Source organism: Virgisporangium ochraceum (assembly GCF_016863655.1).
GTDB classification, from domain to species: Bacteria; Actinomycetota; Actinomycetes; order Mycobacteriales; family Micromonosporaceae; genus Virgisporangium; species Virgisporangium ochraceum.
Genome location: NZ_BOPH01000125.1, coordinates 47,996 through 72,801, shown reverse-complemented (window position 1 = coordinate 72,801; position 24,806 = coordinate 47,996). Strand labels below are relative to the sequence as shown.

General features: G+C 75.0%; 3 protein-coding genes. All 3 read right to left on the bottom strand.

The features are described 5' to 3' along the window. Positions 1 to 14 precede the first annotated feature (14 nt). From Voc01_RS43670 to Voc01_RS43660, 3 genes are read right to left on the bottom strand one after another with little or no spacing between them, the layout of a single operon-like run. Complete coding sequence (locus Voc01_RS43670; protein ID WP_203933638.1) at positions 15 to 6,947, bottom strand: non-ribosomal peptide synthetase; 6,933 nt, start codon at positions 6,945 to 6,947, stop codon at positions 15 to 17. After that, positions 6,944 to 14,863: a non-ribosomal peptide synthetase gene (locus Voc01_RS43665; RefSeq protein ID WP_203933637.1), complete on the bottom strand. Its 7,920-nt coding sequence runs from the start codon at positions 14,861 to 14,863 to the stop codon at positions 6,944 to 6,946. The genes Voc01_RS43670 and Voc01_RS43665 overlap by 4 nt, the downstream gene beginning before the upstream one ends. Next, positions 14,864 to 24,799: a non-ribosomal peptide synthetase gene (locus Voc01_RS43660; protein WP_203933636.1), complete on the bottom strand. Its 9,936-nt coding sequence runs from the start codon at positions 24,797 to 24,799 to the stop codon at positions 14,864 to 14,866. Positions 24,800 to 24,806 lie beyond the last annotated feature (7 nt).

The window sequence follows — 24,806 nt, the reverse complement described above, 5'->3', positions numbered from 1 at the left end:
ACATCACCTCGCTCTCACCGTTCGCCCGCGGCCAGGCGGTCGGCCACGACGCGGCCGATCTCGTCGATCGGGCCCGGACGGGTCATTTCGTGGTGCAGGCAGTCCACGTCGACCACGTCGACGTCACCGTCCACATGGGACTTCCAGATCGTCGGGTCACCGATGGCCGCCTCCCGTGCGGCGCCGGCCCGGAACAGCAGCAGGTCGGCGGCCACCACGCCGGGGGTGTGGGACGCGCCGATGCCCGCGTGGCCGCGGACGACCCCGTACAGCGCGGCGGTCTGCCGCTCGTCGAGAGCCGCCAGCGGACCGTCGTCGCCGGCGACGTCGCGCAGGTCGGCCAGGAAAGACTCCTCGTCGATGTCCGCCGCGACGTGGTACTGACCCGCCGCCGGGTAGGTGTCGAGCATCGTCAGGGTCGCCACCGGCACCCGTTCGGCGATCGCGTGCGCGACCAGCCCGCCGAACGACCAGCCGAGGAGGTGGTAGGGCCCGTCGGGCTGCACCGAGCGGATCAGCGCCAGGTAGTCCTCGACGATCCCGTCCATCGTGGACGGTGCCCGGTCTCCGGCGGCCGACAGCGCCCGGGCCTGCAGCGCGTAGACCGGCCGGTCGGTGACGTGCCGCAGCAGCCCCGAGTACATCCAGCCGATGCCCAGCCCCGGCGGGAGGCAGAACAGCGGTGGCTCGGACCCGGTGCGGCGCAACGGGAGCAGGGTCTCCAGCGGGTCGTCCGGCCCCATCGCGGAGTCCAGCGCCGCGGCGAGCGCGGCCACCGTGGGCGCGGCGAACAGCGTCCGGATGCTCAGGTCCACCCCGAGCGCGGCCGTGACCCGGGCGGCGAGCCCGGGCACGAGCGGCGAGTGGCCGCCGAGCTGGAAGAAGTCGTCGTCGATGCCGACCGCCGGCAGGTCCAGCGCCTCGGCGAACAGGTCGCACAGGACCCGTTCGCGCGGCGTCCGCGCCGGGCGGCTGCGCACCGCCGACGCGAGATCGGGCTCCGGCAGCGCACGCTCGTCGAGCTTTCCGTTGGGTGTCAACGGCATCGCGTCGAGCAGGACCACGACGGGCCGCATGTGCGCCGGCAGCACCGCGGCGGCGTGGCCGTAGAGCCGTGCGGTGTCCGTGCTGCCGTCGGTGACGACGTAGGCGACCAGCCGGTCGGCGCGCAGCGTCACGGCGCACTGCCGCACCGCCGGGTGCCGGTTCAGCACGGCCTCGATCTCGCCGGGTTCGATGCGGAACCCGCGCAGCTTCACCTGACGGTCGGCGCGGCCGACGAACTCGAGCGTGCCGTCGCCGCGCCAGCGGACGAGGTCGCCGGTGCGGTACATCCGCGCACCGGGCGGGCCGGCCGGGTCGGCGACGAACCGCTGCGCGCTGCGTCCCGGATCGCCGAGATACCCACGGGCGACACCGACCGCACCGAGGTACAGCTCGCCCGCCACGCCGACCGGAACCGCGCGCAGCCGCTCGTCGAGGACCCGCGCCCGCACCCCGGCGATCGGCCCTCCGATCGTCGGTGCCGCGGCGCCGCCGGCCTCCAGCGGGCCGCTCATCGTGGCCGTGCAGGTGACCTCGGTCGGGCCGTAGGCGTTGATGACCGTGCGGCCGGCGGCCCACCGGTCGACGAGGTCGGCCGGGCACCGCTCGCCGCCCACGACGACGCACCGCAGCGCCGGCAGGTCGACGGCACCGATGGTCGCCAGCACCGACACCGGCAGCATGACGTGGCTGGTCCGCGTCCGGGCGAGCACCTCGGCCAGCTGCTCGCCGACGAGCTGCCCGGTCACCTCCGGCAGCACCAGCGTGGCGCCCGCGGCGAGCGTCTGCACCAGGTCGGCCACCGACGGGTCGAAGTTGGTCGACACGAGCTGCAGGACCCGGCTCTCCGTGCCGAGCCCGAGGACCCGGGCGTGCTCGGTGGCGAGGTTCCCGATGCCGGCGTGCGTGACGGCCACGCCCTTCGGCGCACCGGTCGAGCCCGAGGTGTAGATGACGTAGGCGACGTTCGTCGGCGACACCGTTGCCGGCACGGGCGTGGCGGCGAACCCGTCGACGTCCGCCCGGTCGAGCAGCAGCACGTCGGCGGTGGTCGGCAGCCGGTCCGCGATCTCGGCGTCGGTGAGCACGAGTGCCGGCCGGGCGTCGGCCAGGATGACCGCCGTGCGCCGGGCCGGGTAGTCCGGGTCCAGCGGAAGGTAGGCGCCGCCGGCCTTGAGGATCGCGAGCACCGCCACGACGAAGCCGGGCGTGCGCGGCAGCGCGACCGCCACCACCCGTTCCGGGCCGACGCCGCGCCCGACGAGCAGCCTGGCCAACCGGTTCGACCGCTCGTCGAGGTCCCGGTAGGTCAGCACGGTGCCGCCCTGCTCCACCGCGGGCAGGTCCGGGTCGGCCGCCGCGCGCCGCGCGAACAACGCGGGGAAGCCGTCGGTCACCGGCGTCACCGGGGTTCCGCCCCAGCGTTCGAGGCGTACCCGGTCGGCGTCGTCGACCAGGTCGGCGTCGTCGACGGGACGCTCCGGCGCGGCGACGGCGTGGGACACCATCGCCTGGAACGCCGTCGCGAGGCGCCCGGCGGTCGTCGCGTCGAACAGGTCGGTGCTGTAGGTGAGCCGCCCACCGATGCCGGCGGGCCGGCCCTCGGCGTCCCACCGCTCGGCCAGCTCCCAGGCCAGGTCGCACCGGGCCGGCGGCGCGCCGGTGTCGTACGGGGCGACCTCCAGGCCCGGCAGGTCGAGGACCGCCGCGGCGTTGTTCTGGAACGCGAGCATGGTCTGGAACAACGGGTGGCGGGCCAGGTGCCGGGGCGGGTTGAGGTCCTCGACGACCCGGTCGAACGGGACGTCCGCGTGCGCGAGCGCGTCGAGGGTGCGCTGGCGCACCTGGTGCAGCAGCTCGGTGAACGTCGGCCCGCCGGAGGTGTCGGCGCGCAGCACGATCGTGTTGACGAACAGCCCGACGAGGTGGTCGAGACGGGGGTGGTCGCGCCCGGCCACCACGGTGCCGATCGGGAGGTCGGTACCGGCGCCCAACCGGCTCAGGGTCGCGGCGAGGGCCGCGGCGACGGCCATGAACACCGTGGCGTGCCCGGCCCGGGCCAGCGCGGCCAGGGCGGCGTGGGTGTCGGCGTCGAGGTGCACGTCGACGGTGGCGCCGCGATGGGACGGGGTGACCGGGCGGGGCCGGTCCGCCGGCAGCGCCAGCTCGACGGGCAGGTCCTCCAGGACCGCGCTCCACCAGCCCAGCTGGCGGTCGAGGACCGCGTCGGTCAGGGTCCGGTGCCGCCAGAGGGTGTAGTCGGCGAACTGGACCGGCAGCGGCGCCCACGCGGGTGCGCCGCCGGCCAGCCGGGCGGCGTAGGCGGTGGACAGGTCGGCCGCCAGCGGTGCCATCGACCAGCCGTCGGCCGCGATGTGGTGCACCACGAGCAGCAGCACCCGGTCGCCGTCGTCCGGGGTGAACAGCCAGGCCCGGAACGGGACGTCGACCGCGAGGTCGAACGGCTGCGCGACCGCCGCGGCGACCGCCCCGTCCAGGTCCGTCGCGCCGACGGACACGTGCGTGAGCCCGACGCCGTCGAGCAGCTTCTGCAACGGCCGCCCGTCGACCTGCGCGCACACCGTGCGCAGCACCTCGTGCCGGCCGACCACATCGGACAGTGCGCCGGCCAGCGCCCCCTCGTCCACCGCGCCCGACAGGCGCAGCGCGAACGACAGGTGGAACGCGGTGCTGGCCGGATCGAGGCGGTTGAGGAACCACAGCCCCTGCTGCGCGTGCGACAGCGGCACGTCGGCCGGACGGGGCGTCACCGGTTCCAGGGCCTGACCGGTCGGGGCGCCGTCGACGGCGAGCAGCGTGTCGGCCAGCCCGGCCGGGGTCGGCGCGTCGAACAGCGCCCGCACCGGTACGGCGACGCCGAACACCGCGCGGATCCGTGCCACGAGCCGCGCCGCCAGCAGGGAGTGGCCGCCCAGCTCGAAGAAGCTGTCGTGGGCGCCGACGGCGTCGACGCCGAGCACCTGGCCGAACTGGCCGCACAGCACCTCGACGACCGCCGAGCGCCGGCCCAGGCCGCCCGCGCCGGGGCCGGCCGGCGACCCCGAGCCGGTGGGCAGCTCGGGCACCGGCAGCGCCTTGCGGTCCACCTTGCCGTTCGCCGTCAGCGGCAACGCGTCCAGGGTGACCACGACCGACGGCACCATGTACTCGGGCAGCACGTCCGCGACCGCGGCCCGCAGCCCCGGAGCGTCCACTGTGGAGTCGCCGGAGGGCACCACGTAGCCGACCAGCCGCACGTCGCCCGGACCGAACTCGCGGGCCACCACCACGGCCTGTCCGACGCCGGCGCGGTTCACCAGCGCGGACTCGATCTCGCCCAGCTCCACCCGGAACCCGCGGACCTTGACCTGGTGGTCGACGCGGGCGATGTAGTCGAGCATGCCTCCGTCGGTCCACCGCACCAGGTCTCCGGTGCGGTACATGCGCTCGCCAGGGACGAACGGGTCGGCCACGAACCGCACGGCGGTGAGGCCGGGCCGCCCCGCGTACCCGCGCGCGAGCCCGGTGCCGGCGATGTACAGCTCGCCCACCACACCGAGCGGAACCGGCAGCAGCCCGTCGTCGAGCACGTACACCCGGGTGTTCCAGATCGGCCGGCCGATCAGCGGCGCGCCGGCGTCGTCGAGCCGCATGGCCGTCGACCAGATCGTGGTCTCCGTCGGGCCGTACAGGTTCGTGACGTCGCAGTCGAGGTCGCGCAGCGCGTCGGCGAGCGGCTCGGGGACGGCCTCGCCGCCGACGAGCACCCGCAGGCCGCGCAGCGCCGGCGACCCGGTCGCCACGAGCGCCTGCCACAGCGAGGGCGTTCCCTGCACGGTGCGGGCACCCGAGTCCGCGAGCAGCGCGGTCAGCCGCACCGGGTCGATCACCGTCGCGTTGTCGGCGAGCGTCACGTGGGCGCCGCAGATCAGCGGCAGGTACAGCTCCAGCGCCGCGATGTCGAACGACACCGTGGTCACGGCCAGCAGCCCGTCGCCGGGGCCGAGCGGGAACCGCTCGCGCATCGACAGCAGGAAGTTCACGAGCGCGCCCATCGGCACGACGACACCCTTGGGACGGCCGGTCGAGCCGGACGTGTAGATGACGTACGCGGCGGCGTCCGGGTGGGTCGGGGCCGGGGACCGCCGCGGTGCCACCGGAAGCGGCCCGTCGAGGCACAGGACCGCGGGCGGGTCCGCGGCTCCGGTCAGCCGGTCGACCTGGTCGCCGGTCGTCACGAGCAGCACCGGCCGGGCGTCGGCCAGCGTTCCGCGCAGCCGCTCGGTCGGGTGCTCCGGGTCGAGCGGCAGGTAGGCGCCGCCGGTGCGGGTCACCGCGAGCAGCGTCACCACCAGGTCGGCCGAGCGCGGCAGCGCGACGGCGACGAACGTCTCCGGACCGACCCCGCGCGCGACGAACAGGTCCGCCAGCCGGTCGGCACGGTCGGACAGCTCCCGGTACGTCAGCGACGTTCCGTCGACGGTGAGCGCGGTCGCGTCGGGGGTGCGGGCCACCTGGTCGTCGAACAGCGCACCCAGGCCGGTGGCGGGAAGCTCGCGCCCGGTGGCGTTGATGTCGGCGAACCGGCGGTGCTCGGCCGGCGTGACGACGTCGAGGCGGCCGACCGGACCGTCCGATGTGGACACGAACCCCTCGACGATCCGCACCAGGGTGCCGGCGATCGCGGCGATCCGCGTGGCCGTGAACCGGTCGGGCCGGTAGCTGAGGCGCAGGTGCAGTTCCTCGCCGGGGATCGCGGCGACGGTCAGCGGGTAGTGGGTGGCGTCCTCGCCGTCGCCGCCGGCGATCCGCAGCCCGCCGGGCAGATCCCGCAACGCGTCGGCGTCGACCGGGTAGCTCTCGAACAGCACCAGCGTGTCGAACAGCTCGCCGATGCCGGCCACCTGCTGGATCTCGGCCAGGCTGAGGTACTGGTGCTCGATGAGGTCGACCTGGCGCCGGTGCAACCCGGTCAGCAGCCGCGTGACGGTGGCCGCCGGGTCGACGTCCACCCGCACCGGAACGGTGTTGATGAACAGGCCCACCATGGCCTCGATGCCGGGGATCTCGGCCGGCCGGCCCGACATCGTCGCGCCGAACACGACGTCCCGCCGGCCCGTGAGCCGACCGAGCAGCACGCCCCAGGCGGCCTGGACCACGGTGTTGAGCGTGACGCCGCACCGGCGGGCGAGGCCCACCAGTTGCGCGGTCGTCGCGGCGGGAACGGTGACCGTGTAACTCTCCGGTCGGGCGGCCGCCGGTCCGCTGCCCGGCGCCACGAGCGTGGGTTCGGTGAGCCCGGCGAGCGCCGACCGCCAGGCGTCGCGGTCGGCCGGCAGGTCGCGGGCGGCGAGCCAGGCGAGGTAGTCGCGGTACGGGGTGACCGGCGCCATCCCGGTGTCGTCGCCGCCGCGGCCGTACAGCTCGAACAGCTCGCCCCACAGCACCGGGCCGGACCAGCCGTCCATCAGGATGTGGTGGTTGCTCATGACGAGCCGGAACCGCTCGCGTTCCAGCCGGATCAGCGTGAAGCGCAGCAGTGGGGCGCGGGTCATGTCGAACCGGCGGGCCCGGTCGGCGGCGAGCAGACGCTGGAGCTCGTCGGCCCGCTCGGCCGGGGCGAGCCGGCTGAGGTCGACCTGGTCCCACGGCACCGCCACGTGGCGGCGGATCACCTGCACGGGCCGGTCGACGCCCTCGTGCCGGAAGGCGGCCCGCAGGTTGGCGTGGCGGCGCAGCAGGGCCGTTGCGGCCGAACGCATCCGGCGGGCGTCGACGCGTCCCTCGATGTCGACCACGCCCTGCACGGTGTAGAGGTCCGGGGCCTGCTCGTCGAACTGCGCGTGGAACAGCAGGCCCTCCTGCAGGGGCGACAGCGGCAGCACGTCCTCGATGCGGCTCACCGGGACGCACCCCCGGCCAGCAGGTCGCCGTCGACGTCGTCGAAGTCCTCGAAGTCCTCGAACCGGTCGTCGCCAACGCTTTCCGGACCGTCGGCCTCGATCGCGTCGATGGCGCTCTGGTCGAGCGTCACCAGCGACAGGTCCGCCGGGGTGAGCGCGGCGGCACCGGCGCGGGCGTCGGCGCACCGGGCCAGCGCGTCGAGAGCGGCGACCCACGCGTCACCGAGCCGGCGGACGTCCCGCTCCGTCAGCAGCGCGTCGGGCCACGACCACACCGCGGTCAGCGTCGATCCGTCCGGGCCGTCCTCGGCCAGGGCGTTCAGCTCCAGGACGTGCGCCAGCGGCGTCTGCGCGTCCTCGCGTCCGGCGATCCGCTCCGGCGCGGTACCCCAGTCACCGGCCTCCCGCCCGGGCGTGAACCGGCCCAGGTAGTTGAAGCCGACCTGCGGGGGTGGCGCGCTGGCGAGTTGTGGACCGGTCTGCGGGTTGAGGTGGCGCAGCAGCCCGTAGCCCAGGCCGTTGTCGGGCAGGCCGCGCAGCGTCGCCTTGACCCGGTCGACCGCGGCGGCGACGGCGGGCGCGCCACGGCGCAGGTCGGCCGGGTCGACGGCGCCGGGGTCCAGCCGCACCGGAAGGACGGAGGTGAACCACCCGACGGTCCGCGACAGGTCGACGTCGTCGAGGAACTCCTCCCGGCCGTGTCCCTCCAGGTCGACGGACACGGCGGTCTCGTCCACGCCGGTCAGCTCGCGCCGCCACGCGCCGACGGCCAGCACCAGCGCGGTCAGCAGGATGTCGTTGACGCCGGCGTTGAACGCGGCCGGCACCGCCGACAGCAGCGCGGTGGCCCGCTCGGGCGGCACCGTGCCCGTGACGAACCGGATCGTCGACATGACGTCCTGGGTCGGGTCCAGCGGCCGGTCGGCGATCAGCGGGTCGAACCCGTCGGTCGCGTCCGTCCACAGTGGAAGTTCCGCGACCCGGGCGCCGACCGCGTCGGCGTTCAGGTGCTCGGCCCAGCGCCGGAACGAGGTCCCGGTCGGCGCAAGCTCCGGCTTTCGACCGGCCTCGACCGCACGCCACGCCGCGGCGAGGTCCTCCTCGATGATCCGCCACGAGACACCGTCGACGACCAGGTGGTGCAGGACGACGAGCAGCCGCCCGTCGGCGACCGGCCCGCGGTCGAACCAGACCACCTGCGCCATCAGGCCGCGGTCCGGCGAGATCCGGGCCCACGCCGGCTCCAGGTGCTCGGCCAGGGCCGCGGTGAGCGCCCCGTCGGTGCCGCCGACCTCCACCCGACGGACGACGTCACCGGCGCTGACGCTGCCCGGCGGCGGGACCTCCAGGGCCCACTCGCCGCTGGCGGGCCGGCGGTCCAGCCGCATCCGCAGCGCGTGGTGGTGGTCCAGGACCGCCTGGACGGCGGCGACGAGGCGCTCCTCGCCGAGTCCCGCGGGAACGCGGAGCAGCTGCTGCTGGCTGAACCGGTCGATCGGCCCGCCGCGCAGGCGCAGAGCGTGGATGACCGGCGTCAGCGGCACGGCGCCGATGCCGGTGTCCGGCTCGGTGCCGATGCGCCCGGCGACCGGCTGCGCGGCACCGGCGATCGCGGCCACCGTCTTGTGCTGGAACACCGCGCGCGGCGTCACGACGAGCCCGGCGGCGCGGGCCCGGCTGACCAGCTGGATCGACAGGATGCTGTCGCCGCCGAGGTCGAAGAAGTTCGTCTCGGCGCTGACGTCACGCAGGCCGAGCAGCTCGCCGATGATCCCGGCGATGACGACCTCCTCGGCCGTCTGCGGCATGCGCGCGTCGGTGGTCTCAGACTCGACCGGCGGCGCGGGAAGCGCCGTGCGGTCGAGCTTTCCGTTCGGGGTCACCGGGACGACGTCGATCGGCACCACGGCCGCCGGCACCATGTGCTCGGGCAGCACCGCGGCGACGTGCGCGCGCAGGGCCGCGCGGTCGACGGGACGTCCGGGCCGCGGGACCACGTAGCCGACGAGCTGCCGGTGGCCGGGCAGGTCGTCGCGGACCACGACGACGGCGCGGGTGACCTCGGGGTGGGTGGCGAGCACCGCCTCGATCTCGCCCGGCTCGATCCGCATGCCGCGCACCTTGACCTGGTCGTCGGCGCGGCCGAGGTACTCCAATGTGCCGTCGGCGAGCCAGCGCGCGAGGTCGCCGGTGCGGTACAGCCGGGCACCGGGCGCGCCGGAGGGGTCGGCCACGAACCGCGACGCGGTCAGTGCCGGGCGCCGCAGGTAGCCGCGCGCGACCTGGTTCCCGGACACGTACAGCTCGCCCGGGACGCCGACGGGCGCCGGCCGCAGCGACCGGTCCAGCACGTGCGCGCCGGTGTTCCACACCGGCCGCCCGATCGGCACGGTGCCGTTCCTGCCGGTGGCCCGGTAGGGCTGGGTGGTCACCTGGATGGTCGTCTCGGTGGGGCCGTAGAGGTTGACCACCTCGACGCCCCACTCCGTCGCGACGTGCTCGGCCAGCGCAGCGGTCAGCGCCTCCCCGCCGGCGAACACCCGGCGCAGGTGGTGCCGCGTCGGCGGCGGGAGCGAGGCGAGCAGCGACGGCACGAACTGCGCCACGGTGACGCGGTGGGTGTCGAGGAACGCGTCGAGCCGGTCCGGGTCGCGGCTGACGTCCAGCGGCGCCACCGCGAGCGTCGCGCCGGTCACCAGCGGCAGCCACAGCTCCCACCCGGCCGCGTCGAACGTGACCGGGGTGCGGAAGAGCACCACGTCGCCGCCGCCGACCGGGTACTCGGCCGCCATCCACCGCAGGTGGTCGGTGACGCCCCGGTGCGTGGCCACGACGGCCTTCGGGACCCCGGTGGAGCCCGACGTGTAGAGGACGTAGGCCGTGCCGTCCGGGGTGGTCGCCGCGACGGGCACCGGGGTCGACGGCTGTGCGGCGAGCGCGGCGGCGGTCTCGGCCACGTCGAGGCGCAGCACAGGAACCGCGGTGTCCGCCGGCAGATCGCTGCCGACGCCGGCCGTGGTGACGATGACCGCGGGTGCCGCGTCGCGCAGCATCAGTGCGATCCGCTCCGCCGGGTACTCCGGGTCGACCGGAAGGTAGGCGCCGCCGGCCTTCAGCACCGCGAGGAGTGTGACGACGAGTTCGGCGGTGCGCGGCAACGCGACGGCGACCGGTCGTTCCGGGCCGACACCGAGGCCGGCGAGCAGGTGCGCGGCCCGGTTCGACCGCTCGTCCAGCTCGGCGTAGGTGAGGGAACCGGCGTCGTCGCGCACCGCGACGGCGTCGGGGGTGCGCCGGGCCTGTGCGCGTACCAGGTCGCCGAGCAGCGCCGGCGGCAGGTCGCGCTGGGCGCCGGTCCAGCCGGCCAGGGCACGCCGTTCCGCCGACCCCAGGAGGTCGATCTGGCTGATGCGCAGCTCGGGGCCGGCCACCACCGCGGTCAGCAGGCGCACGAACCGCTCGGTGATCCGGCGGACGGTGCCGTGGTCGAACAGCGCGGTGTCGTACTGCGCGAAGGCCTCGACCCCGGCCGGCACCCCGGATTCCGAGTGGAGCTCGGTGAGGTCCAGCGCGAGGTCGAACGTGCCGGCGGCGACCGCCACGGGCTCGTCGCGCACGTCGATGCCCGGCAGGTCCAGCACCGGTTCCGGGTTGTTCTGCAGGTTCAAGAGCACCTGGAACAGCGGGTGGCGGTGCGCCGAACGCTCGGGCCGCAGGTCGTCGACGAGCCGTTCGAAGGGCAGGTCCTGGTGGGCGTACGCGGCGAGGTCGACGTCGCGGACCCGCGCGAGCAGGTCGCGGAACGTCGGGTCGCCGGCGGTGTCGGCGCGCAGCACCACCGTGTTGAGGAACAGCCCGACGAGGTCCTCGACGGCGCGGTCGGTGCGTCCGGCCACCGGCGTGCCGATCGGGACGTCGGTGCCGGCACCGAGCCGGGTCAGCAGCGCGGCCAGGGTCGCGTGCAGCACCATGAACACCGACACGCGGTTCTGCCGGGCCAGGTCGCCGAGCCGGCGGTGCAGCTCCGCGTTCAGCCGGAACGCGACGCGGCCGCCGCGCGAGGTCGCGGCGTCCACATCGGACGGACGGGGGCGGTCGGTCGGCAGGGCCAGCTCGACGGGCAGGTCGACCAGCGCCTGACGCCAGTACGCCAGCTGACCGGCGAGCGGGCTGTCGGCGTCGGCCGCGTCGCCGAGCACGTCGATCTGCCACAGGGTGTGGTCGACGTACTGCACCGGCAGGGCGGGAAGGTCGGCCGCGGCGCCGTCGGTCCGGGCGCGGTAGGCCGTCGACAGGTCACGCGCCAGCGGCGCCAGCGACCAGCCGTCGGCCGCGATGTGGTGCAGCGTGATCAGCAGGACGCTCTCGGCCGCGTCCAATTCGAAGAGCGTCGCTCGGACCGGGAGGTCGGTGGACAGGTCGAAGCCGCGGTGCTGCTCCTCGACCAGCGCGCCGGGCAGCGCCGCCGCGGTGATCGTCCGGGCCGCGAACCGCAGGCCGGTGGCCGCGTGGGGCGGCAGGACGACCTGGTACGGATGGCCGTTCGCGTCGCGGAAGACCGTCCGCAGGCTCTCGTGGCGCCTGACGACGTCGGCGAGCGCGCCCTCCAGCGCGGCCCGGTCCAGCGACCCGGACAGGCGGACCGCGAACGCGATGTGGTGGTCGGCACCTGCGTCCTCGAAGCGGTTGAGGAACCACAGCCGGCGCTGGGCGAACGACAGCGGGATGTCCGCCGGCCGCTCGACGGGCACCAGCGGCTGTCGCGGCGGTGCCGTGCGGTCGAGCCGCGCGGCGAGGTCGCGCACCGTGGGCGCCTCGAACAGCGTCCGGACCGCCACCTCACTGTCCAGTGTGGACCGGATCCGGCTCACCAGGCGCGTCACGAGCAGCGAGTGCCCGCCGAGCGCGAAGAAGTTGTCGGTCGGCCCGACCGCCGGTACGCCGAGCACGTCGGCGAACAGTCCACAGAGGATCTCCTCGGTGGCCGTCTGCGAGCCGGCGCGGCCACCGGCCGGTGCCGCGGACGCCTCCGGCGCCGGCAGGGCACGGCGGTCGAGCTTGCCGTTGACGGTCAGCGGCAACGCGTCGACGGTGACGAACGCCGACGGCACCATGTAGTCGGGCAGCGCGGCGGCGGCCCGGGACCGCAGTGCGTCGGCGTCGGGCGCGTCGCCCGCCGGCACCACGTAGGCCACCAGCCGCCGGTCACCCGGCCGGTCCTCGCGGACGATCACCGCGACGTCCGCGACGGCCCCGCGCAGCACGGCCTCGATCTCGGGCAGCTCGATGCGGAACCCGCGGATCTTCACCTGGTCGTCGGCGCGGCCGAGGTACTCCAGCCGGCCGCCGGCGAGCCACCGGGCCCGGTCGCCCGTGCGGTACATCCGGGTTCCCGGCGCACCGAACGGATCCGCGACGAAGCGGTGGGCGGTGAGCCCGGGGCGGTTGAGGTATCCGGGCGCGAGGCCGGGGCCGGCCACGTACATCTCGCCCGGCGTTCCGGGCGGCACCGGGCGCAACGCCGAGTCGAGGACGTAGATCCGCAGGTCCGGGATCGGGACGCCGATGAGGCTGCCCGAGGCGTCGGCGGCAATCCGCTCGGTCAGCGCCACGTACGACACGTGCACGGTGGTCTCGGTGATGCCGTACATGTTCACGAGAACGGGCGCGTCGTCGGCGTGCTGCTCGTACCAGGCCGACAGGCGCCGCAGGTCCAGCGCCTCACCGCCGAAGACCACCACGCGCAGCGCGAGCGCCATGCTCAGGTCCGGACGGTCCTGGTCGGCCTGGATCAGCTGGTAGAACGCCGACGGCGTCTGGTTGAGCACGGTGACCCGTTCGGTCGCCAGCAGTTCCAGCAGTTCCTCGGGCGACCGGCTGACCCGGTACGGCACGACGACGAGCCGGCCGCCGTGCAGCAGCGCGCCCCACAGCTCCCAGACCGAGAAGTCGAACGCGGCCGAGTGGAACAGCGGCCACACGTCGGTCGGTCCGAACTCGAACCACCGCCGGGTCGCCGAGAACAGCCGCACCACGTTGTCGTGGGTCACCACGACGCCCTTGGGCCGGCCGGTCGAGCCGGACGTGTAGATGACGTACGCCGCTGACAGCGTCTCGATGCGGACCCGCGGCGTCGTCTCGGCGGCACCGTCGACGAGGGCGTCGTCGAACAGGACGACGGGGACGGAACTGTCCACGGTGGACAGGTTCGTCGCCGCCTCCGTGGTGGTGAGCACGAGCACCGGCGCCGCGTCCCCGACCATGAACGCGACCCGGTCGGCCGGGTACGCCGAGTCGATCGGCAGGTACGCCGCGCCGGTCTTCAGCACGGCGAGGATCGCGACCACGAGGTCGTTCGACCGTGGCAGGGCGAGCGCGACCGTCCTCTGTGGACCGGCGCCGAGCGCCACGAGGCGGTGCGCCAGCCGGTTGGCACGGGTGTTGAGCTCGGCGTAGGTCAGCGTGGCGCCCTCGCACCCGACGGCCACCCGGCCCGGGGTGCGCGCGACCTGCGCGTCGAAGAGGCCGGTGATCGTGTCGGTCGGTGCGGTGGGCGGCTCGGAGCCGTTCCAGGAGACCAGGATCTCCTCGCGCTCGGCGGGGCTCAGCAGGTCGACCCGGCCCACCGTGCGGCCGTCGTCGCGGGCGACGGTCCCGAGCACGCGCAGGAGGCGGTCGGCGATCCCCGCGGCGGTGGCGGCGTCGACGACGTCGGTGCGGTGGCCCAGCCGCAGGTGCAGTCTCGGGCCCGGCGTCGCGACGATCGTCAGCGGGTAGTGGCTCGCGTCGTGACCGGCGAACCGGCCGACGCGCACGCCGGCGACCTCGCGGTCGAGCGAGTCGGCGTCGAACGGGTAGTTCTCGAACACCGCGAGCGTGTCGAAGAGCTCGCCGACCCCGGCCAGCCCCTGGATCTCGGGCAGCGGCAGGTGCGCGTGCGGGTCGAGGTCGGCCTGCCGGGCCTGCAGCCGGTCGAACAGCGTCGCCACCGGCTCGGCCGGGTCGAGCACGGCACGCACCGGCACGGTGTTGATGAACAGGCCGACCATCGACTCGACGCCGGGCAGGTCGGCCGGTCGGCCGGCGACAGTGGTGCCGAACACGAGGTCGTCGCGGCCGGTGAGGCCGCCCAGCACGAGGCTCCAGGCGCCCTGCAGCACCGTGTTGAGCGTCCAGCCGCGGCGCCGCGCGGTCGCCACGAGGTCGGCGGTGACGTCCTCGGGCAGCTCGACGGACAGCTGCTCCGGCGCGGCCCCGGATCCGTCCGGTGCCGGCCGGTCGGCGAGCAGCGTCGGCTCGTCCAGCCCGGCGAGGGCCGCCCGCCACGCCTCCCGGGCGGCGTCCCGGTCGCGGCCGCCGAGCCAGGTCAGGTAGTCGCGGTACGGGGCGACCGGGGGCAGCGCGCCCTCGTTGCCGTCGTTGGCGTACAGGGTGAACAGCTCGTCGACGAGGATCGCGAACGACCAGCCGTCGATGAGGATGTGGTGCAGCGACAGGGCCAACGTGTGACGGTCGGCCTCCTGGCGGAGGAGGGTGCAGCGCAGCAGCGGCGGCCGGGTGAGGTCGAAGCGCCGGGTGCGGTCGTCGTCGAGGATCGCGCGCGCCTCCTCCGCCCGGCGCGCGGGGTCGAGCCGGCCCAGGTCGTGCTCGGCCCACGGCACGTCCACGTGGCGCGGGATCACCTGCACCGGCCGGGTGAGGCCCTCGTGGCGCACCGCGCCGCGCAGGTTCGGGTACCGGCGCAGCAGCGCCTGCGCGGCACCGCGCAGCCGCCCGGCCTCCAGCGGGCCGTGCAGGTCGAACGTCAGCTGCACGGTGTAGACGTCGGGTCCCCGCTCGTCGCTGAGCGAGTGGTACAGCATGCCCTCCTGCAACGGCGACAACGGAAGGACATCGGCGAGCATGGACCTGGCCATCTAGGAAACCCTCCACTCGGACTCAAGCAACTCGATCTCCTCCTGCGACAGACCCGCGAGGGCGAGATCGGACGGGGTGTAGCCGCCGGCGCCGGCCGACGAGCCGTGGACGGCCACGGCCTCCAGGTGGGTGACCCACGATTCGGCGAGGGCGCGCACGGCGTCCGGCGGCCACAGCGCGTCGGGCCACGTCCACGTGGCGACCAGCCGGTCGCCGTCGACGAACGCGTCCAGTTCGAGGCTGTGCGCGAACGGCATCGCGGGGTCGGCGTCGGCGGCGAGCCCGTCTTCCCCGTCGAGGCGGCCCAGGTAGTTGACCGCGATCTCCGGGACCGGCAGCGCGGCCAGGACGGCGGCCGTGCGCGGGTTGAGGTGACGCAGCAGCCCGAAGCCGATGCCGTTGTCCGGCAACGACCGCAGCCGCTCCTTGATGCGCTTGACCGCGCGGCCGAGCCCGGCCCCACCGGTGCGCACCTCGTGCCAGTCGATCGGACCGGGGTCGAGCAGCACCGGGTACATCGACGTGAACCAGCCGACCGTGCGCGACAGGTCGGCGCCCTCGAACACCGGCTCGCGCCCGTGCCCTTCGAGCGTGACGAGGACGGCGTCGGCCGGTCGTCCGGCACGGCGGCGGTGGTCGGCCACGGCGAACGCGAGCGCGGCCAGCAGCACGTCGGCGACCCGGCCGTCGAACGCGGCCGTGGCCGCGTCGAGCAGGTCGGCCGTCCGGTCCGGCGACAGGGTCGTCGTGAGCGAGCGCGCGGTGGCGAGCGTGTCGGTCGCCGGGTCGAGCCGGCGGTCGGCCAGCACGGGCTGCGGCACGGACAGCATCTCCGTCCACAGGGGAAGCTCGTTCTCCCGGTCGGCCGCCACCGTCGCGAGGCGTTCGCTCCAGCCGCGCAGCGACGTGCCGACCGGGTCGAGCGCGGGCTCCCGGCCCGCGCGGACCGCTTCGGACGCCTCCGCGAGGTCGGGCAGCAGGATGCGCCACGAGACCGCGTCGACGACGAGGTGGTGCGCGACCACCAGGAGGCGTCCGGCGTCGAGCCACCGCACCTGGAGCATCACGCCGTCGTCGGGGGCGAGGAGGTCGCGTGCGGCGTCGAGCTCCGCGGCGAGGTCGCCGCCGGCGCGGGTCACGAGGTCGTCGGCGCGGACGGCGCCGCGCGGCAGGACCTCCAGCGTCCAGCCGTCGGTGCGCCGGTGCAGGCGCGAGCGCAGCGCGTCGTGGTGGTCGAGCACGGCCTGCACCGCGGCGACCAGGCCGGCGCGGTCCACATCGGACGGCACCGCGAGCACCTGGGCCTGGCTGAACCGGTCCACCGGCCCGCCGAGCCCGCACAGCCACCGCACGATCGGGGTCGCCGGCACCTCCCCGACGCCGGAGTCGGCCCGGGCCGGCGCAACCGCCCGCACCGTGCCGGCCACGGCGGCGAGCGCGGCGACGGTCCGCTGCTGGAAGACGTCGCGCGGGCTGATCACCAGCCCGGCGCGGCGGGCCCGCGAGGACAGCTGGATCGACACGATGCTGTCGCCGCCGAGCTCGAAGAAGCTGTCGTCGATGCCGACGCCGTCGACGCCGAGAACCTCGCCGAACAGCCGGCACAGCAGCTCCTCGCGCGGCGTGCGCGGCGACCGGCCGGCGGCCCGCGCGGTGAAGTCCGGCGCCGGCAGCGCGGCGCGGTCGAGCTTGCCGTTGGCGTTGACGGGCAGCGCCGCCAGCGGCACCACGGCGGCCGGCACGGCGTGCTCGGGCAGCGTCGCGGCGGCGTGGCGCCTGACGTCGGCCACGTCGAGCGGGTGACCCTCGACCGGCACCACGTACGCGGCGAGGTACCGGCCCCGCACGCCGTCCTCGCGCAGCAGGGCGACCGCGTGCGCCACGCCCGGGTGCGCGCCGAGCACCGACTCGATTTCGCCCAGCTCGATGCGGAAGCCGCGCAGCTTCACCTGTCCGTCGATGCGGCCGAGGTAGTGGAGGTTCCCGTCGGCGTCCCAGCGCACCAGGTCGCCGGTGCGGTACATCCGGGAGCCCGGCGGCCCCCACGGGTCGGCGACGAACCGCTGCGCCGACAGGCCCGGCCGCCCGAGGTACCCGCGGGCCAGGCCCGCACCGGCGATGTACAGCTCGCCGGGAATGCCGACCGGCACCGGCGACAGGTGCGGGTCGAGGACGTAGACCCGGCTGTTGCGGACGGGTCGCCCGATCGGCGGCACGCCGTGGTCGCCGAGCGGGTCGCTGTAGGTGACCGCGACCGTCGACTCGGTGGGCCCGTACGCGTTGACCATGCGCCGCCCGGGTGCCCACTGCCGCACCAGCTCTGCCGAGCACGCGTCGCCGCCGACCACGAGCGTGCCGAACTCCGGCAGGTCGGTCTCCGGAACGCTGGCCAGCGCGGCCGGTGGGATCAACGCGTGGGTCACGCGGCGCTCGGCCAGCACCGTCGCGAGATCCTCCCCCGCGAGCGGCCCGGCCGGCGGCACGACGAGCGCCGCGCCGGCGGGCAGCGCGAGGCACAGCTCCAGCACCGACGCGTCGAAGCTGGGCGAGGAGAACAGCAGCACCCGGCTCGACCCCGTCACGGCGAGGCGCTCGATCTGCGCGCCGGCGAAGCTGGGCACGCCGGCGTGCGTCACCCCGACACCCTTCGGCGTGCCGGTGGAGCCGGACGTGTAGATGACGTAGGCGAGGTTGTCCGTCGACAGTGGACCGTCGGGGTTGTCCACCGGCCGGGTGTCCAGCGCCGCGACGGTTTGCGGGTCGTCGAGCAGCAGCCGGGGAACGTCGCTGTCGGGAAGGTCCGCCCCGGTCGTCGCGGTGGTGACCAGCACCGCCGGGCCGGAGTCGGTGAGCATGAACCGGATGCGGTCGGCCGGGTAGGCCGGGTCCACCGGCAGGTAGGCGCCGCCGGCCTTGAGCACCGCGAGGATCGCCACCACGTTGTCGACCGACCGCGGCAGCGCCAGCGCCACCACCCGGTCGGGCCCGACGCCCCGCTCCCGCAGCAGGTGCGCGAGGTGGTTCGCCCGCGCGTTCAGCTCCGCGTAGGTCAGGCTCTCCGTGCCGGCGTCGACGGCCGTATGTGACGGGGTGCGCGCGGCCTGCGCCTCGAACAGCGCGCCCATCGTCACGTCGGGGGCCGCGTACGCCGTGGCGTTGTGCGCCTCGACGAGCGTGTGGTGCCGGTCGGCGGTGAGGAGGGGGTGTGCGGTGACGGGTTCGTCGGGGCGGTCGGTGGCGTGTCGCAGCAGGGTCGTCAGGGTGTCGACGATGGTCCGCGCGGTGGTGTGGTCGAACAGGTCGGTGGAGTACTCGAGGTCGCCGTGGATGCCGTCGGGCGTCTCGGTCAGCTCGAAGGAGAGGTCGAACTTCGCGGTCGTGGTGCGCAGCGGCTCGAACGCCCCGGTGTCCTGGAACGCGACGATGGTCTGGAACAACGGGTGCCGGCCGAGGTGGCGCGGCGGGTCGAGGTCCTCGACGACGCGGTCGAACGGCACGTCGGTGTGCGCGAGCGCGTCGAGGGTGCGGTGCCGCACCTGCCGCAGGAGCCCGCTGAAGCTGGGTCGCCCGCTCGTGTCGGCGCGCAGCACGACGGTGTTGACGAAGAACCCGACCAGCTCGTCGAGCTTCTCGTGGTCGCGGCCGGCGACCACGGTGCCGATCGGGATGTCGGTGCCGGCGCCCAGCCGGCTCAACGTCGCCGCCAGCGCCGCGACCACGGCCATGAACACGGTGGCGTGCTCACCACGCGCCAGGTCCACCAACCGCGCGTGGACGTCGGCGTCGACGCGCACCGGCACCGTCGCGCCGCGGTGCGACGGCACCGCCGGGCGGTGGCGGTCGACCGGCAGGCCGACCTCCACGGGCAGCCCGTCGAGGGTGCTCCGCCACCAGGCCAGCTGGCGCTCGCGCACCGCATCGGTCAGCGCGGCGCGTTGCCACAGCGTGTAGTCCACGTACTGCACCGGCAACGGCCGCCACCCCGGTGCCCGCCCGGAGAGCCGCGCGGCGCAGGCGGTGGACAGGTCGCGGGCCAGCGGCGCCAGCGACGACCCGTCGGCCGCGATGTGGTGGAGCACGAGGAGCAGGACGCGTCCGCCCGTGCCGGTGTCGAACAGCCACGCCCGCATCGGCAGGTCGACGGTGACGTCGAACGGCCGCCGGGCCGCCTCGGCCAGCGCCGCGTCGAACGCGGCCGGGTCGACGGCGACCGCGGTCACCGGGACCGTCGCGCTGTCGAGGACGACCTGCCGCGGCTCACCGTCGACGTCGGCGCAGACGGTCCGCAGCACCTCGTGCCGGCCGGTCACGTCCGACAACGCGGCCGCCAGGACGTCCTCGTCGACGCCGTCGGGCAGGCGCAGCACGAGCGGGATGTTGTAGGTCGCCGACGGTCCCTCCAGGCGCGACACCAGCCACAGGCGGCGCTGCGCGAACGACAGCGGAACCACGGCCGGCCGGGTCGGCACCGGTTCGAGCGGAACACCGGGACCGCCGTCGAGGGTCAGCAGCGCCTCGGCGAGACCGGCGGGGGTCGGCGCCTCGAACAACGCGCGCACCGGCACCGCCGCGTCGAAGACGGTCCGGATCCGGGCGACCAGGCGGGCCGCGAGCAGCGAGTGACCGCCGAGGTCGAAGAACCCGTCGCTCGGCCCGACCCGGTCGACGCCGAGCACCTCCGCGAACAGGCCGCACAGCACCTCGACCGCGGCCGACCGGCGGCCGAGGCCGGTGGACACCGCCGCGGGACCCGCGGGCAGCGAGGGCTCCGGCAACGCCCTGCGGTCGACCTTTCCGTTCGGCGTCAACGGCAACGTGTCCAGGACCACCACGACCGCCGGCACCATGTAGTCCGGCAGCACGTCGGCGACCCGCGACCGCACCGTGGCACTGTCCACAGTGGAGTCGCCGGCCGGCACGACGTACCCGACCAGGCGGCTGTCGCCGGTCCCCGAGCGGTGGACCACCACGACGGCCTGGCCCACGCCGGGACACGCGACGAGCGCCGACTCGATCTCGCCGGGCTCCACCCGGAACCCGCGCAGCTTCACCTGGTCGTCGACGCGGCCGACGAACTCCAGCACACCGCCCTCGCGCCACCGCACCAGGTCTCCGGTGCGGTACACGCGCCCGCCTGCGCCGAACGGGTCGGCCACGAACCGGGTCGCGGTGAACCCCGGCCGGCGCACGTAGCCGCGCGCCACCCCGGTACCCGCGACGTACAGCTCGCCGACCACACCGACCGGCACCGGCAGCAGCCCACCGTCGAGCACGTAGACGCGCATGGTGTCCAGCGGCGACCCGATCGGCACCGGGTCCGGAACCGGTTGCCCCGGCCCGATCCGGTGGCTGGTGGCGAACGTCGTGGTCTCGGTCGGTCCGTAGCCGTCGACGACGGTGAGATCCGGGCAGTGCTCGCGCACCCGCCGCACGGCACCGGCCGGCACCACGTCGCCGCCGGTCCACACCTCCCCGACCCCCGCGAAGCAGCCCGGGTCCTCGTCCACGAGGAGCCGGAACAGCCCGGCGGTGAGCCACATCCCGGTGACGCCGCCGGCGCGGATCACGCCGGCGAGCACCGCGGTGTCGAGCTCACCGGGCGGCGCCACGACGACCGTGCCGCCGTGCAGCAGCGGTACCCACAGCTCGTAGGTGGAGGCGTCGAACGCGTGCGGGGAGTTGAGGAGCACCCGGCGGTGGTTGCCGGACCGGAACCGGTGGTCGCCGGTCAGGGCGAGCACGTCCCGGTGCGTGACCGCGACCCCCTTCGGACGGCCGGTCGAGCCGGACGTGTACATCACGTACGCCAGCTGGTCCGGGTGCGAGGCGACGCCGGGGTCGCTGTCGTCCCCCGCCGGCTCGGCCCCGATCGTGAGGGTGGTGACCGGCAGGTCCACATCGGACCGGTCGGTCAGCAGGAGCTCCACCGACCCCTCGTCGAGGATGTCGCGCAGCCGGTCGGCGGGCGCCCGCGTGTCGAGCGGAACGTAGGCGCCACCCGCCTTGAGGACGGCGAGCGTGGCCACCACGAGGTCGGTCGAGCGCTCCATCAGCAGCGCCACCGGCGTCTCCGGGCCCGCACCGCGGTCGACGAGCAGGTGCGCGAGGCGGTTGGCCCGCGCGTCGAGCTCGGCGTAGCTCAGCCGGTCGTCCCCGGCCTGAACCGCGATCCCGTCGGGCGTGAGCGCGACCTGGGCCACGAAGCGCTCCTGGACGGTCGACGCCGCGTCGACGTCGTGGGCGGTGGCGTTGTGGGCGGTGACGAGCGTGTGGTGCATGTCGGCGGTCAGGACGGGGTGTGCGGTGACGGGTTCGTCGGGGCGGTCGGTGGCGTGTCGCAGCAGGGTCGTCAGGGTGTCGACGATGGTCCGCGCGGTGGTGTGGTCGAACAGGTCGGTGGAGTACTCGAGGTCGCCGTGGATGCCGTCGGGCGTCTCGGTCAGCTCGAAGGAGAGGTCGAACTTCGCGGTCGTGGTGCGGAGCGGCTCGAACGTCCCGGTGAGCGTGGGGGTGTCGAGCGTCGGCTCGGTGGCGTCCTGGAACGCGACGACCGTCTGGAACACCGGGTGCCGGGCGAGGTGACGCGGCGGGTTGTGGTCCTCGACGATCTGCTCGAACGGCAGGTCGGCGTGGGCCAACGCGTCGAGGGTGTGGTGACGCACCCGCCGCAGCAGTTCGGTGAAGCTGGGTCGCCCGCTCGTGTCGGCACGCAGCACGAGGGTGTTGACGAAGAACCCGACCAGCCGGTCGAGCTTCTCGTGGTCGCGGCCGGCGACCACGGTGCCGATCGGGATGTCGGTGCCGGCGCCCAGCCGGCTCAACGTCGCCGCCAGCGCGGCGATGAAGGCCATGAACACGGTGGCGTGCCCACCCCTGGCGAGGTCCGCCAGCCGGGCGTGGGTCCCCGCGTCGATGTGCACGGGCACCGTGGCGCCGCGGTGCGACGGGGCCGCCGGACGGTGCCGGTCCAGCGGCAGCGCCACCTCCACCGGCAGGTCCCGCAACGCCTCCCGCCACCAGGAGAGCTGGCGCTCCCGCACGCGGTCGGTCAGCGTCTCGCGCTGCCACAGGGTGTAGTCCACGTACTGGACCGGCAGCGGAGCCCACTCCGGCGCCGCCCCGTCCAGCCGCGCGAGGTACGCGGCCGACAGGTCGTCGGCCAGCGGCACCAGCGACCAGCCGTCGGCCGCGATGTGGTGCACCACGAGCAGCAGCGCCCGCTCTTCCCCTGCGGTGAACAGCCATGCCCGCACGGGAACGTCGACCGCCACGTCGAACGGGCGGCCGGCCGCCTCGGCGACCGCGGCGTCCAGCCCGCCGGCGTCGACCGTCACCGCGACGACCGGAACGTCCGCGGCGTCGAGCACCACCTGGCGCGGCTCGCCGTCGACCTGCGGGCACACGGTGCGCAGCGCCTCGTGCCGACCGACCACGTCGGACACCGCGGCGGCGAGCGCGGGCCCGTCCACCGTCCCGGACAGCCGCAGCAGCAACGGGATGTTGTACGCCGCCGACGGACCGTCCACCTTGGACACGAACCACAGCCGGCGCTGCGCGGACGACAGCGGAACCGCGTCCGGACGCCCGGCGACCGGCTCCAGCGCCGTACCCGGCCCGTCGTCGCCGTCGGCCGTGAGCAGCACCTCGGCCAGCCCGGCCGGGGTCGGCGCCTCGAACAGGGCGCGCACCGGCAGCGCGACGCCGAACACCGCGCGCACGCGCGAGACCAGCCGCGCCGCCAGGATCGAGTGCCCGCCGAGCGCGAAGAACCCGTCGGCCGGACCGACCTGACCGGTGCCGAGCACCTCCGCGAACAGGCCGCACAGCACCTCGACCGCGGCCGAACGCCGGCCCGTACCGGCCGGCGCCGACGACGGGCCCGCGGGCGGCGACGGCAGCGCCCCGCGGTCGACCTTCCCGTTCGCCGTCAACGGCAGAGCGTCGAGCACGACCACGACGGCCGGCACCATGTACTCCGGCACCATCCCGGCCACCGTCGCACGTACGGTGTGACCGTCCACAGTGGACTCATTGGCGGGCGTGACGTAACCGACGAGCCGGGCGTCACCGGGCGCGAACTCCCGCACCACGACCACGGCCTGGCCCACACCGGCGCAGCCGACCAGCGCCGACTCGACCTCGCCCAGCTCCACCCGGAACCCGCGCACCTTCACCTGGTGGTCGGCGCGGCCCACGTACTCGAGCACGCCCCCGTCGACCCACCGCACGAGGTCACCGGTGCGGTACATGCGCTCACCGACGCCGAACGGGTCGGCCACGAACCGGCCCGCGGTCAGCCCCGCCCGCCGCGCGTAGCCCCGCGCGACCGCGGATCCCGCGATGTACAGCTCGCCCACCACACCCACCGGCACCGGCAGCAGCCCACCGTCGAGTACGTAGGCGCGGGTGTTCCAGATGGGCCGGCCGATCGGGACCGGCGTCGGCCAGTCCTCCACCGCCGGCGGCATCGTGTGGGCGGTGACGACGTGCGTCTCCGTGGGCCCGTAGTGGTTGTGCAGGCGGCGCCCCGGCCGGCCGCCGACCAGCGCGGTCATGCGCGCGCCGGGTACCAGCGCCTCGCCGGCCTGCGCGATGTGGGTCAGCTCGGGAAGCTCGCAGCCGGTCTCCTCGACCGCGGCGGCGACGGCGTCGAGCACCAGGTTCGGCGCGTACAGCTCGTTGACGCCGTACCGGCGCATCCAGCGCACGAGCTCGACCGGGTCGCGGCGCAGGTCGTCGTCGGGAAGGACGAGGCACTTGCCGAACAGCAGCGCGCCGAGGATCTCCTGTGCCGAGACGTCGAAGCTGACCGCGGTGAACTGCGCGACCCGCGCGCCCGCGCCCGGGATGGACGCGTGGTGCCAGTGCAGCAGGTTGACCAACGGCGCCCCGGGCATGACGACGCCCTTCGGGCGGCCCGTCGACCCCGAGGTGTAGATGGCGTACACCGGGCTGAGCGGCGACAGCGGCGCGGTCCGGTCGGAGTCGGTGGGGTCGGACGCGGGGCCGTCGTCGAGGATCCCGGGGTCGTCGAGGCGCAGCACCGCCTGCCCGGCGGGCAGCAGCCCCGCGAGCATCGAACCGGCCGTGACCACCAGCCGCGGCCGGGCGTCGGCGAGCATGTAGGCGATCCGGTCGGGCGGGTAGTCGGCGTCGACCGGCACGTAGGCGCCGCCGGCCTTGAGGATCGCCACGATCGCGACCACGAGGTCGGTCGAGCGGGGCAGCGCCAGGCCCACCAGGTCCTCCGGGCCGACACCGGCGGCGACGAGCCGGTGCGCCAGGCGGTTCGCGCGGACGTTGAGGTCCACATAGGACAGTGTGGTGCGGCCGTCGGTGACGGCCGGCGCGTCGGGGGTCTCACGCACTCGGGCCTGGAACAGGTCGGGCAGCGTCGCGTCGGGGACGTCGCGGTCGGTGCCGTTCAGCTCGACCAGCACGCGGTGGCGTTCGGCGGCCCCGGTCATCGGCACGCGGGCGACCGGCAGCAACGGGTCGGCGCCGGCCACGTTGTCGAGGAAGCGGGTGAGGTGGCGGGCCAGGTCGTCCGCGCCGGGAACGGTGGCCGACACGTCGGCCGCCACCCGCACCCCGATCCGGACGTCGCCGTGCCGCGTCGCCTCGACGGTGGCGGTGACCTCCGCCGCGGGAGCGGACCCGCTGAGGTTCCAGCGGCGTTCGCGCGCCGCCCGGCGGGCCAGCGTGAGCAGCCCGACGGTCGGGTCGACCGGCACCCGTAGGGCCACGCCGTCCGGCGGCTCGATCGCGTAGCCGTCGCCGACGATGCGGTGCAGTGCCGCGGCGAGGGCGGCGGTCACCGCGTCCCGCAGGTCGACGCCGCCGCGCCGCGCGATCTCCGCCAGCGCGCGCAGCGCCGGATCCGACACCCGCAGCCGTTGCGCGCCGCCGACCGGAGCGCGATCGATACCCGCCACCATGCGA